12 protein-coding genes are annotated in these 16,885 nt (G+C 61.7%); 9 read left to right on the forward strand and 3 right to left on the reverse strand.

Annotated elements, in window-relative coordinates; genetic code table 11:
• The first annotated feature begins 112 nt into the window (after positions 1–112).
• The 3 genes from C6Y56_RS02855 to C6Y56_RS02865 all read left to right on the forward strand — a co-directional run bounded on the left by C6Y56_RS02855 (position 113) and on the right by C6Y56_RS02865 (position 2,039).
• Positions 113–751, forward strand: coding sequence for an FMN-dependent NADH-azoreductase (locus C6Y56_RS02855; RefSeq protein WP_169428644.1), 639 nt, complete (start codon positions 113–115; stop codon positions 749–751).
• Entirely contained in the window at positions 752–1,057 is a 306-nt protein-coding gene (locus C6Y56_RS02860) for a DMT family transporter (RefSeq protein WP_007950617.1), read from the forward strand.
• Between the two features lie 91 nt (positions 1,058–1,148).
• A complete protein-coding gene (locus C6Y56_RS02865) occupies positions 1,149–2,039 on the forward strand; it encodes an esterase/lipase family protein (RefSeq protein WP_169428645.1) in 891 nt (296 codons plus the stop codon).
• On the opposite strand, the gene C6Y56_RS02870 is transcribed toward C6Y56_RS02865, so the two are convergent.
• Complete coding sequence (locus tag C6Y56_RS02870; protein WP_169428646.1) at positions 2,036–2,929, reverse strand: DMT family transporter; 894 nt, start codon at positions 2,927–2,929, stop codon at positions 2,036–2,038. The two genes, C6Y56_RS02865 and C6Y56_RS02870, sit on opposite strands and share 4 nt — an antisense overlap.
• Positions 2,930–3,027: 98 nt before the next feature.
• Between C6Y56_RS02870 and C6Y56_RS02875 the strand changes: the two genes are divergently transcribed.
• From C6Y56_RS02875 to C6Y56_RS02885, 3 genes are all read left to right on the forward strand, one after another.
• Complete coding sequence (locus tag C6Y56_RS02875; protein WP_169428647.1) at positions 3,028–3,822, forward strand: AraC family transcriptional regulator; 795 nt, start codon at positions 3,028–3,030, stop codon at positions 3,820–3,822.
• A 63-nt stretch (positions 3,823–3,885) separates the two neighbouring features.
• The gene (locus C6Y56_RS02880) at positions 3,886–4,191 is read left to right on the forward strand and encodes a PsiF family protein (RefSeq protein WP_169428648.1); all 306 of its coding nucleotides are present in this window, start codon (positions 3,886–3,888) and stop codon (positions 4,189–4,191) included.
• A gap of 336 nt (positions 4,192–4,527) precedes the next feature.
• A complete protein-coding gene (locus C6Y56_RS02885) occupies positions 4,528–5,541 on the forward strand; it encodes an AI-2E family transporter (protein ID WP_169428649.1) in 1,014 nt (337 codons plus the stop codon).
• A 113-nt stretch (positions 5,542–5,654) separates the two neighbouring features.
• On the opposite strand, the gene C6Y56_RS02890 is transcribed toward C6Y56_RS02885, so the two are convergent.
• Complete coding sequence (locus C6Y56_RS02890; RefSeq protein WP_169428650.1) at positions 5,655–6,929, reverse strand: Hsp70 family protein; 1,275 nt, start codon at positions 6,927–6,929, stop codon at positions 5,655–5,657.
• 293 nt (positions 6,930–7,222) lie between these two features.
• Between C6Y56_RS02890 and C6Y56_RS02895 the strand changes: the two genes are divergently transcribed.
• Positions 7,223–8,173, forward strand: coding sequence for a DnaJ C-terminal domain-containing protein (locus tag C6Y56_RS02895; RefSeq protein WP_169428651.1), 951 nt, complete (start codon positions 7,223–7,225; stop codon positions 8,171–8,173).
• Between the two features lie 23 nt (positions 8,174–8,196).
• The gene (locus C6Y56_RS02900; protein WP_169428652.1) at positions 8,197–8,502 is read left to right on the forward strand and encodes a chaperone modulator CbpM; all 306 of its coding nucleotides are present in this window, start codon (positions 8,197–8,199) and stop codon (positions 8,500–8,502) included.
• Between the two features lie 5 nt (positions 8,503–8,507).
• Here C6Y56_RS02900 and C6Y56_RS02905 read toward each other — a convergent pair whose 3' ends face one another.
• Positions 8,508–9,635: a sensor histidine kinase gene (locus C6Y56_RS02905; protein WP_169428653.1), complete on the reverse strand. Its 1,128-nt coding sequence runs from the start codon at positions 9,633–9,635 to the stop codon at positions 8,508–8,510.
• 179 nt (positions 9,636–9,814) lie between these two features.
• On the opposite strand from C6Y56_RS02905, the gene C6Y56_RS02910 reads away from it, so the two are divergent.
• Positions 9,815–16,861, forward strand: coding sequence for an NEL-type E3 ubiquitin ligase domain-containing protein (locus C6Y56_RS02910; RefSeq protein WP_169428654.1), 7,047 nt, complete (start codon positions 9,815–9,817; stop codon positions 16,859–16,861).
• The last annotated feature ends 24 nt before the right edge of the window (positions 16,862–16,885 follow it).

The raw sequence follows: 16,885 nt of genomic DNA on the forward strand, positions 1-16,885 counted from the left end.
CCATGGATGAAATCAATTCATCCAGACTGATTTTTGCTCATTTGAGGCGATGAAGTGATGCCTGCAATCTGGCGCCACACAGTCATTCAAGTCTAGTCCCAAGGAGATTCAGATGAGCAAGATTCTTGTGATCCATGCCAGCCCTCGCGGTGAGCGTTCCAATTCGCGGCGTTTGGCGGAAAGTTTTCTCAGCGCCTGGCAGGTCCGTCATCCACAGGCGCAAGTCACCCGCCGCGAGGTTGGGCGTGCGTTGATTCCGGCAGTGAATGAAGCGTTTGTCGCGGCAGCGTTTTACCCGGAGCCCGAGGCACGGCCGCTGACGATGCAGGCCGATCTGGCGCTCAGCGATCAACTGGTGGGCGAGCTGTTCGATCACGACCTGCTGCTGATTTCCACGCCGATGTACAACTTCAACGTGCCCAGCGGCCTCAAGGCCTGGGTCGATCAGATCGTGCGTCTGGGCCTCACGTTCGATCACACCCTCGACAACGGCATCGCCCAGTACACGCCGCTGCTGCACGGCAAAAAGGCGCTGATCGTCACCAGTCGCGGCGGTTTCGGTTTCGGCCCGGGCGGCGAGCTGGAGGCACTGAACCACGCCGATCCATGGCTGCGCACGGCATTGGGGTTCATCGGCATCAACGACGTCACGGTGGTCGCCGCCGAGGGCGAGGAGTCCGCCGAGCGCACCTTCGCGGTGTCGGTGGCCGAGGCCGAGCAGCGCTTGCTCGATCTCGCCCGGGAGTTCTAGGTGGCCTGGCTGTTTCTGCTGATCGCGGCAGGATTTGAAGTCACCTTCGCCATGGGCATGAAATACGCCGAGGGTTTCACCCGGCTCTGGCCGTCGCTGATCACCGTGGTCGCGGCGGTGGGCGGGATTTACTTCCTGACCCTGGCAATGCGCGAGTTGCCGGTGAGCATCGCCTACCCGATCTGGACCGCCATCGGTTCGCTCGGCACGGTGTTTCTCGGTTTCGCCCTGCTGGGCGAGAGCCTGACGCTGGTGAAGTTGCTGTCGGTGGGGCTGATTGTGGCGGGGGTGGTGGGGCTGAAGTAGGCTGGTCGTGGAGTTGTCATCATCGAGGAGGATGCTTGGCGGGCGTTTTGCACGTCATGCCTCCACCCACCGACCACAGGGATGTCTGCCCATGTCGCAGGAATCGGCCACACGTTATCCACTGGTGCTGGTGCCGGGAATGCTCGGTTTCATTCGTCTGGTGCTGTACCCGTACTGGTACGGGATCATCAAAGCGTTGCGCCGGGGTGGCGCGACGGTGATCGCGGTGCAGGTTTCGCCGCTCAATTCCACCGAGGTGCGCGGCGAGCAGTTGCTGACGCGCATCGATGAAATCCTGCGCGAGACCGGCGCGGCCAAGGTCAATCTGTTCGGCCATAGCCAGGGTTCTCTGACGGCGCGTTACGCGGCGGCCAAGCGTCCGGACCTGGTGGCGTCGGTCACATCGGTGGCCGGGCCCAATCACGGTTCGGAACTGGCCGACTATCTGGCGAAACACTATCCGGCGGACAGCGCCAAGGGCCGAATCCTCGAGGCGCTGTTGCGTTTTGTCGGCTGGCTGATGGCGCTGCTGGAAACCGGTTATCACGGGCCGAAACTGCCGGTGGATATCCACGCCTCGCACCATTCCCTGACCAGCGAAGGCGTGGCGCTGTTCAACCAGCGTTATCCACAGGGTCTGCCGCAAACCTGGGGCGGGCACGGGCCGGAAGAGGTCAACGGGGTGCGTTATTACTCGTGGTCCGGCACCTTGCAACCGGGCAAGACCGACCGTGGTGGCAACCTGTTCGACGGCACCAACCGCAGCTGTCGTTTGTTTGCCAAAACCTTCGTGCGCGAGCCGGGGCAGTGCGACGGCATGGTCGGACGCTACAGCTCGCACCTGGGCACGGTCATCGGCGATGACTACCCGATGGATCACTTCGACATCGTCAACCAGTCGCTGGGACTGGTCGGCAAAGGGGCGGATCCGGTGCGGCTGTTCGTCGAGCATGCGGCGCGTTTGAAAGCCGCCGGGGTCTAGGCGGCGCTCGGAGTGCGGGAGCGACCGAGGACGGTGGTCCAGCGTTCGGAAAGAATTACCCCGCCCAGCGTCAGCAAACCACCGACCAGGTGATACATCGCCAGTTGTTCCTTCAGCACCACCGCTGCAATCAGCGCGGTGATCAACGGCAGCAGGTTGAAGAACAGCGTGGTCCGGCTCGGCCCCAGACGCTGTACGGCCTGCATCCACGCCAGCGGCGCGAGCATCGAGGCCAGCAGGCACGCGTACAGCACCAGCGGAATGTTCTGCAGGGTCAGGCCGGTTTTCGGCGACGCGGCATACAGCGGAAACAGCACCACCACCGCCACCAGCACCTGCAAATACAGCAACACCAGCGGCGGCAGGCGCAGCTGCCATTTTTTCAGCAGGGTGCTGTAGATCGCGTAGGCGAGGGTGGCGATCAGCATCATTGCGTCCCCCAGGTTCACCCCGTGTTGCAGCAGTGCGCCGAGACTGCCGGACGACACCACCACCAGCACGCCGGCGAACGACAGCACCGCACCGACCAGCGCGCCGGCGGTCAGGCGCTGGCCGAGGCTGATGATCGCCATGGCCAGCGACATCAACGGCATCAGCGACAGGATGATGCCCATGTTGGTGGCGCTGGTCAGGGTCGCGGCGAAGTAGGCCAGGCTCTGATAGACCGCCATGCCCAGCACGCCGAGGATGAAGATCTTGCCGAGATTCGGGCGAATCTGCGGCCAGTGCGCGATCACTTTCTTGAGCATGAACGGGGTAAACAGCAGGCCGGCAAGCAGCCAGCGGTAGAAGCCGATCTCGGCGGGGAAGATCGCACCGACGGCCAGTTTGTTGATCACGGTGTTGCCGGCCCAGATGAAAATCGCCAGCAGGGGAAACGCGTATTGCATGGGAGGAGAAACCAGTACGTTGATGAACGGCGATTATCCCCTGTCTGGATGCAGGCCTATACTGCGAACCGGACAACCTGCCTCTGATTCCGGACAGCATGAACAGTAAACACATCGATCTGCTGGATTTCAGCGAACTGCCATCGGCTGTGTATTTCCGCTACGCCGACTTCAACGCTCACGAATACGCCGCGCCGCACCGCCATCCGTGGGGCACGCTGGAGTACGCGGCCCACGGCGTGCTGCACATGGATGTCGACGGCAGTCGTTTCATGTCACCGCCGCAATACGCGGTGTGGGTGCCGCCGCAGGTCGAGCACAGTTTCTACAGCCATCAGCCGGTCAATTATCGGGCGGTTTGCCTGGCGCCGGATGTCTGTTGCGACTTGCCGGCGCAGGCCTGCACCCTGGCGATCAGCGATATTCTCAAGGCCATCCTCAAGGACTTCGCCGCCCGCGATGTGAAAATCCCCGCGCTCGAGGCCGACCAGAGATTGGCCCAGGTGTTGGTGGATCAACTGCGCCAGGCGCCGGTTCATCAGTGTTATCTGCCATACGCCAGCAGCCCCGGGTTGCTGACGATCCTCGAAACCCTGCAGGCCGAGCCCGGCAACAATGAGCCGCTGGCGCACTGGGCGGCGCAGGTGCATGTCAGCGAGCGCACGCTGGCCCGGCAATTCGTGCGGGAGTTGGGGATGAGTTTCGGCGAATGGCGTCAGCGGCTGCGCTATCTCGCGGCCATCGAGGCGCTGGAAAGTACGCGTAGCGTGCAGGAAATCGCCTTCGATCTCGGCTACAGCAGCGGCTCGGCGTTCATTGCCATGTTTGCGCGGCAGGCCGGATGTACGCCGGAACAATACCGGCGCAGTCACCTTGAGGCTAGGAAGGTGTAACAAGCTTTGACTACACTCAGCCGGAGGCCGTATCCATCGATGCGGCGACAAGGAGAAAACTCCATGAAGATGTTGCGTGTCCCTTTGTTGATGATCGGTCTGCTGCTGTGCTCCCAGGGTTTCGCCGCCACGGCGCAACAGAACAAGATGACTACGTGTAACGCCGACGCCACGGCCAAGAGCCTCAAGGGTGACGAGCGCAAAGCCTTCATGAGCACTTGCCTCAAGGCCGCGCCGGCCGCCAATGACGCCAAGACCCTGACCCCGCAGCAGGAAAAGATGAAGACCTGTAATGCCGATGCCAAGACCAAGGCGCTGACGGGCGATGCGCGCAAGACGTTCATGAGTGATTGTCTGAAGAAAAAATGAGGTGGCTCGGCGGGATGGGTTCGACTTGAGAACCAACCCTCACCCTAACCCTCTCCCAGAGGGAGAGGGGACCGATTTGGGGATGGCTGGTATTTATGTCGACCTGAATGTGCGGTGCTGAATCCGAAATCGACCGGGTCTGTCAGGTTGCGGGAATTCTCTAAATCTACTCGGTCAGTTCCCTCTCCCTACGGGCGGTCCGACGTTTCGGGAGGGCTAGGGTGAGGGCTGGGCCGCAAGTCAGGCACCAAACCCACATATACCGCATATCCCTAGTGCTCCCCAAGGATCGCTGGCAGACTGCCAATCCTTTTACGCCGTTCGTTTTGAGGCTGTATGCCAACGTTTTCTGAGCGTCATGTTGTGTTCTGGGTCAGTTGCATCATCATTTTCGGCGGTCTGTTGCTGGTGTTGCCATTGCGTCTGCTGCCCAGTCTGCTGGCCGGGTTGCTGGTGTTCGAGCTGGTCAACATGCTCACCCCGCAACTGCAGCGGCTGATCGAAGGTCGCCGCGCACGCTGGCTGGCGGTGGCGTTGCTGGGCACGCTGGTGGTGAGTGTGCTGGCGCTGATCTTTGCCGGGGCCATCAGTTTCCTGCTGCACGAGGCGGAAAACCCCGGCGCTTCCCTCGACAAATTCATGGGCGTGGTCGACCGCGCGCGCGGGCAGTTGCCGCCGTTCATCGACGCCTACCTGCCGGCCAGCGCTGCCGAGTTCCGGGTGGCCATCGGCGACTGGATGAGCAAACACCTGGCCGACCTGCAACTGGTGGGCAAGGACGCGGCGCACATGTTCGTGACGCTGCTGATCGGCATGGTGCTCGGCGCGATCATCGCCTTGCAGCGCGTGCCGGACGTCACCAAGCGCAAGCCGCTGGCGGCTGCGTTGTTCGACCGTCTGCACCTGCTGGTTCAGGCGTTTCGCAATATCGTCTTCGCGCAGATCAAGATTTCCCTGCTCAACACCTTTTTCACCGGGATCTTCCTGGCGGTGATCCTGCCGCTGTTCGGGATCAAGCTGCCGCTGACCAAGACCCTGATCGTGCTGACCTTCCTGCTCGGTCTGCTGCCGGTGATCGGCAACCTGATGTCGAACACGCTGATCACCATCGTCGGCCTGTCACTGTCGATCTGGGTGGCGGTTGCCGCGCTGGGTTACCTGATCTTTATCCACAAGCTCGAATACTTCCTCAACGCGCGCATTGTCGGCGGGCAGATCAGTGCCAAGTCCTGGGAGTTGCTGCTGGCGATGCTGGTGTTCGAGGCCGCGTTCGGCCTGCCGGGGGTGGTGGCGGGGCCGATCTATTACGCGTACCTGAAGAGTGAGTTGAAGCTGGGCGGGATGGTTTGATCCAGACTTCCAGCGTCTGAACTGGCCCTTTCGCGAGCAAGCCCGCTCCCACAGGATCACACTGAACCTGTGGGAGCGGGCTTGCTCGCGAAGGGCGCAGCGCCGCTTTTGGATCAGTTCACCGAGCCATAGCGTTTCATGGCTTCAATCGCCAGACCGCTGCCAATGCTGCCGAAGATGTTCCCTTCCACATGCCGTGCGGTCGGCAACATCGCCGAAACGCTGTTGCGCAACGCCGGGATGCCGCTCGAACCACCGGTGAAGAACACCGTATCGACCTGACCCACCGCCACGTTGGCGTCCGCCAGCAATTGCGTAACGCTGCCACGTACCCGCTCCAGTTGCGCATCGATCGCCGCTTCGAACAGGGCGCGGCTCAGTTCCACGCTCAGCCCCGGCTCGATGCGATCCAGCGGCACGTGACGGCTGTCGTTGTGGGTCAGGTGGATCTTGGTTTCTTCCACTTCCATCGCCAGCCAGTGTCCGGCGCGCTGTTCGATCAGTTTGAACAGACGGTCGATGCCGCCGGTGTCCTCGATGTCGTAGCGCATGCTGCCCAGGGCCAGGGTGGATTTCTGCGAGTACACCGAGTTGATGGTGTGCCACGTTGCCAGGTTCATGTGGTGACTGGTCGGCATGAGCGCACCGCTCTTCATGCGGCTGCCATAGCCGAACAGCGGCATCAGGCCTTGCAGGCTCAATTGCTTGTCGAAATCGGTCCCGCCGATGTGTACGCCGCCGGTGGCGAGGATATCGTCGTGACGGTTGTCCATCCCCCGACGCTCGGGCGACAGGCGCACCAGCGAGAAGTCCGAGGTACCACCGCCGATGTCGACGATCAGTACCAGTTCTTCCTTTTCGATGGTCGACTCGTAGTCGAAGGCCGCGGCAATCGGTTCGTACTGGAACGACACGTCCTTGAAACCGAGCTTGCGTGCCACTTCCACCAGGGTGTCTTCGGCTTCCTGGTCGGCCAGCGGATCGTCGTCGACGAAGAACACCGGACGGCCCAGTACAACCTGCTCGAATTCACGACCGGCGGCAGCTTCGGCGCGGCTCTTGAGCTGACCGATGAACAGTCCGAGCAAGTCCTTGAACGGCATCGCGGTGCCAAGGACGCTGGTGTCGTGCTTGATCAGCTTGGAACCGAGCAGGCTCTTGAGCGAGCGCATCAGCCGGCCTTCGTAGCCTTCCAGGTACTCGTGCAACGCCAGACGTCCGTACACCGGGCGGCGCTCTTCGATGTTGAAAAAGACCACCGACGGCAGGGTGATCTTGTCGTCTTCCAGCGCGATCATCGTTTCCATGCCGGGGCGCAGCCAGCCGACGGTGGAGTTGGACGTGCCGAAGTCGATGCCGCAGGCACGGGCTGGAGAGGCGTCTTTCATGGTCTTTCGGTTCCGGTCAAAAAAACGGCCGCGCAGTGTATGTCAGTGCGCGACAGATTCGAAGGCCGGTCATCTGCTATTTAGCGACTAAGCTTGCTTGAAAGTCGGCGCTTTGCCCCAAACTTGCTGGCATGGGCCGGCAGACACACCGGTGGTCGCAAGAACCGCCGTCCACTGCCGATAAACTTCTGCTGCGCCACCCGGTCACAAACTTGAGATCGGTCAACCCGGCACGCGCAAATCGGCGCATGCTGAAGATGGCGCGAAATCGATAACGGATGGTGACTCCTTCGATGGACTTCAAAGACTATTACAAGATACTCGGCGTGGAGCCAACGGCTGACGACAAGGCGATCAAGGCGGCCTATCGCAAGCTCGCGCGCAAATATCACCCCGATGTCAGCAAGGAAAAGGACGCCGAGGCCAAGTTCAAGGACGCCTCGGAAGCCTATGAAGCGCTGAAAAGCGCTGACAAGCGCGCCGAATACGACGAACTGCGTCGTTATGGCCAGCACGGTCAGCCGTTCCAGGGCCCGCCGGGCTGGCAGAGCCGTGGCGGTTTTGGCGGCGGCGGTGGCGACACCGGTGACTTCTCGGACTTCTTCAGTTCGATCTTCGGCAATCGCGGTCCCGGTTTCGGTGGCGGCGCTGGCCGGCAATCTCGCAGCGCCGGGCGCCGAGGGCAAGACGTGGAACTGGAACTGCCGATTTTCCTGGAAGAAACCCTGTCGAACGAATCGAAAAAGATCAGCTTCCAGGTACCGCAATACAACGCCAACGGTCAGCACATCAGCAACACCAGCAAGAGCCTGAACGTGAAGATCCCGGCGGGCGTGACCGACGGCGAGCGCATCCGCCTCAAGGGCCAGGGCGCACCGGGCATCGGTGGCGGCGCCAATGGCGATCTGTACCTGACCATCCGTTTCGCACCGCACCCGAAATTCGACGTTGAAGGCGAAAACCTGATCATCACCTTGCCGCTGGCACCGTGGGAACTGGCGCTGGGCACCGAAGTGGCCGTACCGACCCTGACCGGCAAGATCAACCTGAAGGTGCCGGCGGGCAGCCAGAACGGTCAGCGCATGCGCGCCAAGGGCCACGGCCTGCAGAACAAGGCCGGCGAGCGCGGTTATCTGTTTGTCCAGCTCAAGGCCGTGATGCCGAAAGCCAACGGCGATGACGTCAAGGCACTGTGGCAGGAACTGGCGAAGAAGGCCGCCTTCAATCCGCGAGAGAACTTCTGATACTGACGACGGAGTAGCCCATCATGAGCAGCCCCCTGATCGTTCAACTGGACATGGCAGAATTCTGTGAGGCGGCCGATCTGTCGGACGTCTACGTGATCGAAATCGTCGAACACGGCATCCTCGAACCTCAGGGCACGCAGCCCCGGGAATGGCGTTTCACCGACTACGAACTGGTCCTGGCCAAGCGCGCCGCCAAGTTGCGGCGCGACCTGGAGCTGGAATGGGAAGGCGTCGCCCTGGCGCTGGACCTGCTGGAAGAGGTGCAGGAGCTGCGGGCCGAGAACCGTATGCTTCGCCAGCGTCTGGCGCGGCTGGTGATCGAGTGACCGCTTCAGGTCTTCCTTGGCAGCATCACGCTGAACAGCGTTCCGTCGGTTTCGCTTGAGCTGACCTCGATCGTCCCGCCGTGGGCGGTCACCACCTCCTTGACGATGAACAGCCCAAGGCCAAGGCTGGTGGACGGTTGTCCGAGTTCTTCATCGGCGCTGCGTACCAGCGGATCGAATATCGTGCCGATCGCCTCATCCGGGATCGGTTCGCCATAGTTGTGCACCGACAAATGCACCGCGTCGTTCTCGCCACGCAGGGTCACGATCACTTCGCGCGGGTTCGAACCATGTTGCAGGGCGTTGCCGATCAGGTTCTGCAGCAACTGATCCAGCCGTCCCGCATCCCAGACACCTCGGGTGTCCCCTTCGATTTTCAGCATCGGGTCGCACTCGGGATTGGCAGCGCAGGCTTCGGCGATCGCTGCCCGCGTCGTGTCGGCCAGATCCATCGGCGCCGGTTCGATGGGCAGGCTCCTGCCGAGGCGGCTGCGCACCAGTTCCAGCAGGTCGCTGACCATCGCCGCCATGTGCCGGGCGCTGTGCTTGATGTTGAGTGCGCAAGTCAGCGCATCGCCCTCAAGCGTGGTTTTGCGCATCAGCAATTCGTTGGACATGCTCACCGCCTGCAAGGGGGCGCGCAGGTCATGGCCAAGAATGGCGAGAAAGATGTCCCGCGAACGATTGACCTGTTCGGCGTAGGCCGCCGTCGATTCGGCGAGGGCTTCATCGATGGCTTCGTTGAAGCGGATCATGTCCTGAAAGTACGCCATGTCCGGGGATTCCAGACTGCCGACCCAGAGGCGGATCACACAGGCACGCAAATGGCGGAACTCCGACGTCATCTGCACCAAGTCGAAGCCCACGGTATGACGCAACTCACCGTGGCTGGCGCCGGCCTCGTCCAGGCTCGGGGTTTTCTCCGGGCCTTCGCCCTTGGCCTTGGCGAGCTGCTCGCTGGCGGTCTGTGCGGTTTCCATGTCGCGCGCGGCGGCCAGCAGAATCGCCCGGGCATGATCGCGCAGCGCTGCCCGATCCATGGTGTCGGCCGCCGGGGTGATGGTCCTGGCGAACTGTTCCCACTCCTCGACGATGTGATCCGTGTGTTGCCGGATGAATTCGGATAAACGCATGTCCGGGTTCCTGGAAATTCAAGGCGGGGCGTTCGAATATTAGCCCCTTTATGCGGGAATGAAAGCGCCGTTCGAGCCAGCAATTCCCGCTGACAAGTTACCCTGCTGCGATACCTATGTACCGCAGCCACAGCAGTGCGCCATGGTCTGCTTTTCGCTCCATTTCAAGGAGCGAAACCATGTCCGACACACCCGTCAATTCACTTTCGCCGGACAACGTCGCACCGCCGCCGGGACCGGTCGTGACGCAGAGTCTGCACGCCGATTTTCTTCGGCAATCCAGCCCGCAGTGGCTGGTCAATGCACCGTTGCGCCAGCGCGAGGCCTTGAAGAATGCCGACTCCGCCCCGCCGGACTGGTACAGGCGCGCTTCCCGCGAGCAACGCAAGGCCGTGGGTGACGCTGCGGCCGACAGCCTCGCTGCCCGGTCGCGCCTAGACAAGGCCATGTCGACCTTCCAGGACATCGACCGCTTCGCCGCGCCATTGCTGACCCAGGCCCTCAAGGACCGTTTCAATGTGACGCTGGACGTCAACAAGACCTGGCTGGTACTGAACAAACCGGTGGAGATGGGGATTTTTGCCATCGAAATCGATTTTTTCGAAGTCATGAAACTGCCTCTGCTGCAAGCTGCATTGCACAACTTCGAAGCCCGTGAAGGTAAACGTGGAGAGTTTCATCAAACGTCGGGATTTCGCGTTGAAACCTCGAAGCCAGGCATTCTGCAGCCGTTGAGTACCCGTTTGACTGTCGAACAGTTCATCGGTCTGTGTCGTACGCTGGACATCGGGGCGAAATATCAGGCGTATCTCAAGGATTTCCTGCACCCCAAAGACGCGGCGGCCGAGGATGCATTGCGCGACACATTCATCGACGCGCACAAGACCGCCCTGCGTGCGGCAGCCGAACTGGCCCTGGTCAAAGGCGACATCGGGCGCGAAGACTATGCATCGATTCGCTCGGTCCTCAATGGCGAACTGGCGCCGCGTCAGGGCAAGCGGCAGATCTGGTTCTGCGATCTGGGCCTGATGGGGCGGCGCATGACCGGTTGTGTGATGTTCACGATCTGCGAGAAGTACCGCTACAGCGACGATTCGATGCTGTATATCCCGGGCGATCCCTATCACCCGCTCAAACGCTACAAGGGCCGGGAAATCGAAGCGATGTTCAAGCAGCGCTTCACCGCTCGCGACGCCAGTCAGGTTCATCCTGCAGAACCGAATGCCTACCAGCGCTTTTTCAGTCAGTTTGTCGCCTATGCGGACCGACCACACTTTTTCAGTCAGTTCACCGAAGACACACCCGACCGGACATTCGCACAGAGACTGGAGCCTTACAGTTCGCTGCTCAATGAGATTCTCAAGGCCTTCAATCCCCTCAGCGGGGCGCTTGTCGGGATTCGCGAGTTGCCGCCGGCGTCACCGGTCGCGCAGGTGCCGAATGCGGATCCGTATCTGAATCCTGTGGACCTTTCCCGCAAGGGCCACGGGATCTGGGCGGATAACGTCGATCTATGGAATTACCTGTTCGAACAGCATCGCGACCGCTTGATTACCGATGCTCGCAGCCATGCCGTGCCCACGGCGGATGTCGATGCCAGAGTACGCTCGGAAAAGCTCTCCTCGCTGCTGAACATCGGCATGCTGGTGCTGACTGGCGTTTCGATGTTCGTGCCGGTGCTGGGCGAAGTGATGATGGTGGTGATGGCAGGGCAACTGCTCGAAGAAACCTTTGAAGGCGCCATCGAGTGGAGTGAGGGGGATCGCAAGGCTGCAAAGGCACACCTGATCGATGTCGCGCAAAACCTCGCATTGGTGGCTCTGATGGCGGGTGCCGGCAAAGGGCTCGCCCGGCTGACCGCAGCCAGACCGACACCGGTCATCGAGAACCTGCATCAGGTGCAAATGCCCGATGGCACGACCCGCTTGTGGAGGCCGGATCTGAGTGACTACGCGAGTCCGGTCACGCTGGACTCGCGTGCAGTGCCGAATGCATTGGGGCAGTACGAGGTCGGGCAAAACCACTACATTCGGCTTGAAGGCAAGACGTACCGGCAGACTTATGACGAGTCGCTCAGGGCATGGCGAATCAATCACCCAAACGATCCACAGGCTTATCAACCGCTGCTGACACACAACGGCGCCGGCGCCTGGCGACATACGCTCGAGCGTGCGCAGAACTGGGACCGGCTGACACTCTTGCGGCGCATCGGCTACAGCACCGATGCGTTCACTGACGAGCAGCTGCTGACCCTTGCCGATATGGCCGGTGTCAGCGACGACGCCTTGCGCAGGATGCATCTGGACAATGCCTTGCCCCCTCCGGAACTGGCGGATGCCATGCGTCTGCTCAACACCGAGCGGGATGCCGGGCTGATCGTCGAGCAGATTGCAGGGCGACAGGCCATTGACGATCGTTATCTGCAGGTGCTGCCACTGCTGCCCGACATGCCACGCTGGCCGTGGGGGCGGCAGTTGAAGGTCTACGATGCGGCCGATCTGTCGGGCACCGCGCGCGGCTACGGGGTGAAGCGCGGGGGCAAGGCGCCGATCCGCATCAGTCGGGACGAGGTACTTGGCGGTGCGTTGCCTGCGCGCATTCTCGCGGCACTGGATGAAGCCGAGACGGTTCGTCTGTTGGGTGGCGAGCCGGCGCGCGTTCGGGATGCACGGCCCCGGGAGCTCGCCGCACAGATGGCCGATTTTGCCAGCGCGCAGCAGTCGGCGCTGTTCGAAAGCCTGCTCAAAGGTACTGCCCCCGTGGATCCCCGGACGGCGAAGCTGCAACGGATCATCCCCGGCCTGACCGAGCGAGCGGCCAGCGCCGTCCTGAGTCAGGCGAATGCCGGAGAACTGGCGAGGCTGGACAGTACGGCGAAGGTTCCGTTGCATTTGCAGGAACTCGGTCGCTGGTATGGCCAGACGGGTCGCCTGACCCGAGCTATGGCCGGGTTGCGCAGTGAAACCATGGCATCTGCCGACAGCCGCCATCTCGCATTGCAGACATTGGGACGACTGCCAGGCTGGTCCAATGACGTGCGTCTGGAAATCCGCGAGGGCAGCATTGACGGGCCGATGCTGGACGCCATCGGCAGCGAAACCGCCTCGACGCGCAAGTACCTCGTCAAGTACGGGGATGCCTATCAGGCTGTCAATGAGCGCGATGAACCGCTCAACAGCATTCCGCACAAAGGCGACAATTTTTACGCTTCGTTGATGCATGCCTTGCCCGATGAGGCTCGTCATGGGCTGGGCCTGCCGAATGTCTGGCAGAGCAATGATCTGCAGCGCACGATCATCGAACGGGCGCTCGCCGAACGCGGCCAGTCGGCCCGGATTCTGCGGGAAGGCACCGCCGAAAAACCATGGTTCAAACCGCCGCAACGCATCGCGCCCGGCGTGCTCGGCTATCCCGCCAGTGGTGACGGGCCGGGGCCGAGCCCGGCGTTGACCGTTCACGTGCAGAACGTTTACCGGGGATTGAATGACGCCCAGGCCCGAGGCTTTATTCTTGAGCAGTGGCGGTTGGGCAGGAGCGATCAACAGATTTTTCATTTGCTCAACAACCGGTTGAGCGAGTGGCAGAGGCTGGAAACGACACTCGATCAATGGCTGGTGTCGCAGAGCCTGCCCCTGCGCGCTCCCCGTGGCGAGTCAGTCAGCGTGGTGCAAAGCATCAAGGACTGCTGGCGCAATGCACCGTTGGCCGAGCACAATTGGCAAGCGGCACGCCTGACACTCATAAGTGACGTGCCGTTGCCCTCATTGCCGGCGGAATTTGCCCACGTTCGCGAACTGACGCTGCACACCCCGGTGGTCGGCGATACGCTTGCCGCGTTTCCCAATGTAGAGAAACTGGTCCTGAGCGCAAGCGTGGCGGAGTTCGACAAAGTGCTCGCGACATTGAAGACGCTGCGACACATGACCCGCCTGAAACTCTCCACGCCGATCACCGGCCAGGTGGCGTCACGTCTGCGTGTGCTGACCCGGCTGGAAGAGCTGGAGCTGCACTGTACCGCCGGCGGGGTGAATCCGGTGGTGCCCATGACGCTCGACGTCGCTGGCATGCGCCAATTGCGCAGGCTCGAAGTCGTCAGTCCGCAGATGTACCAGTGGCCGCAGGGCGTTCTGGATTTGCCGCGACTCGAGCGTCTGAATCTGCGAGCGACCGCGATCAATACTCTGCCGGTGGAAATCTATGAAGGCCATCAGCGATTGTTGTCCGGCCTGTCACTGGACTGGTCGAAATTTCCGCGTCGGGTGTTCAAGCCGATCTATGAGTTTGTCCGCAGTCAACCTCGGCATCTGCTCGATCTGGACGAAATGGTTGCGGATTATTGTCGCGGTGAACTCAAGCGTTTTGTCGATATGGAAGCGAACCTGTTCGATGTCTTGAGCCCGGGGTTCAAGGCCCAGTGGACGGACGTCGGCAGTCGTTTTGCCGCGATCGAAACCTTGAGTGAGCAGTTCAGTGAACTGAACCGGCTTCAGGAATGGGTCGGTTCCGATCCGACGGTATTCAATGGCGGTGCAGCACGCGCGGCGGTGGCCGAAGCGTTGCGAAGCAGTTGGCGCAGCGGGTTGTTCCAGCGCTATGGCGCACGTACCGAAAGCCTGTTCTACAACCTCTATGTCAGCCCGCCCAACGATGCTTCGGTGCTGGCTATTCTCGGCTCGCCGATGGACAGCCTTCCGAGCTTGTCCGCCGAGGGCTTCACCCACGTCAGAAGCCTGCATCTGGCAGGGCTGCAGGTTCCGCTCGAACAGCTGCGTGGTTTTCTTCGTACCTTCAGCGGTGTCGATACACTGGACCTGAGCCATTGCGGTTTGTCTGCGCTGCCGCTGGAGTCAGCGGATCTGCCGGCGCTTGAAACGCTCAATCTGCATGACAACCCATTGAGCAGTATCGATGTGCGCGGAATGAATCGCCTGAAGTCGCTGGACCTCAGCGCAACGGCCCTGCGTGAATGGCCGACGGGTGCGGAGCAGCTGCCGGAACTGACCTGGCTGGACCTGAGTGACAGCCGGTTGACCTCGCTGCCGGACGCGTTGCTGGCGCGTGACGCGTTGTTGCTCGATACCAGCCTGAGCGGTACGCCGCTGACTGCACAGGCCAAAGCGTCGCTGCTCACAGCGCGCCAGCGCATCGAAACAGCCAGAGGTCTGTTGCCCGGATCGTTGCAGCGCTTTGCGCTGGAAGAACCGCGCCATCGAACCCCGCCCATCGAAAGTGGCTCAGTGATCGCCCGACGACTGCTGCCGTTACCGCCGCCGCTGGCAGGCGAGGGACCGGCGGGCTGGATCGCCCGAGTCCGGCGTCTGCGCCCGCAATACGACAACGCTCGGGCGCAACAGGCCATCGAGCGGATGCAGGACGCGGGCCTGACCGAGGTGCAGATCGGCGCGCAAATCGACGCATGGGACCGCGACTTCGAGTCCCTGACGCGGCGTCTGAACGATTGGCTGTTCACCCATGAAACCCGGGGCATGGATTGGGTCGTGTCATCGCGCACCCGTCAGCTCGCCGCGCAGCGCATCATGGAGTGCTGGCGCGAAGGCACCGTCGACTGGAATGGCGTCCCGGATCGAGAGCTGGATCTCAACGGTCTGCAGGTGGGCAACCTGCCGGAGCCGGGTACGACGTTTGCGGCAGTGAGTAGCTTGAACCTGGGGGGCGTCAAGCTCACTTCACAAGGTTCCAGTGGTTTCCTCAGGGCGTTCACGCAGGTACGTCGGCTCAACCTCAGCGGCAATCACTTGCCTGCAGTGCCCGAACCGGTGGCACAAATGCATCGGCTCGAGCGGCTGGAGCTGTCGCTTACCGGTCTTGCGGATTCCGCAGCTACGGGGCAAGCGCTGCAGAGGCTGACGCAGTTGCAGTGGCTGGACCTCAGCCATAACAGCCTGCGTTCGTTCAACGTCACGGGTTTCGGGCAGCTGGTGCGGCTGGATCTGCGCGATAACCTGCTGACTGCCTGGCCGGAGGGCGCATTGCAAGCCCCACGCTTGCAGGCGATTGACTTGAGCAACAATGAAATTGCATCGATCCCCCCTGAGCTGTTTGACGGCAGCCATACGGCGTTACTGGCCGGCAGCAATCTGGCGGAGAACTACGAAATATCGCAGCAGAGTCTGCTGAGACTGCGTGAATACGCCGATGCCCATGGCCGGCGCGACCTGCTGGGTCTGACGTATGCCGACATCGACCGGATGATCCATGACATGTACAGCACCACCGAAAGTGATGCCGAAGACCTGGAGGTCGAAAGTGAACCCGACGAGGTTATTCCGGCACTCCCCGAAACGGTCCTTGAGCAGCAAGTGACACCGTGGATTGAAAACTTGCCCGAGGAGGACTCTGCACGCTATCGGGCGATGTGGCAGCGACTGGCTGCCGAACCCGACAACGCGGCGTTCTTTCACCTGCTGTCGCGGATGCCGGACACCGAAGAATTCCGCGTATTTCGCGCCGACCTGACCCGTCGGGTCTGGGAAATCGTCGAAGCCGCCGATGGCAGCCAGGAGCTGCGTGACACCCTGTTTTCCATGGCCACCACGCACACGACCTGCGTCGACGGGCGAACCCTGGCGTTGAGTGAAATCGAGGTCAAGGTGTTCGAGTACAACGCCTTGCGCCATTTGCAGCCCGGTCTTGCGAACAAGGGGCGCGCCTTGCTCGACTTGTCGCGGCAATTGTTCCGCCTGGGCGAGGTGGAAAAACTCGCCACCCGCAGCATGGGGCGCCACGCGGATCCGGCTGAAGTACGCCTGCAGTATCGAATTGCTCTGACCTCCGGCTGGGAAGACGGTCTGCGTCTGCCGGGGCAACCCAGCCACATGCGGTTTGCCCGGCCGATCCGGGGCGAAGAACTGGCGGCTGCACGTGCCGCGGTAGTGAACGCAGAAAAAAGCGCACAGTTCTATGAGGATCTGATCAGCCGCGATTACTGGGTACAGTACCTCGAGGAGAAATATCCTCAGGCCTTCAGCGATCTGGATCAGCGTATGAGAGAGAAACAGTCGGACATCGAGGGCCGGTTCGAGGACGACCTGCACAGTGCGGATTATCAGGAGGCCGTGCAGATGCTCGAGATCGAGCGGGAACTGAAGCGCAATCTGAAACTGATTGAGTTATCCCGGCTGGAAACGGGTGAGCCCGCACCGGTCGAAACCGATGGTGCTCACCCACGCACCTCGCGGGACTTGGTGGACACCTCTGCTCGCTAGCCAGAGACAGCCCCGGGCGACCGG

It is taken from the genome of Pseudomonas fluorescens, assembly GCF_012974785.1.
GTDB classification, from domain to species: Bacteria; Pseudomonadota; Gammaproteobacteria; order Pseudomonadales; family Pseudomonadaceae; genus Aquipseudomonas; species Aquipseudomonas fluorescens_BT.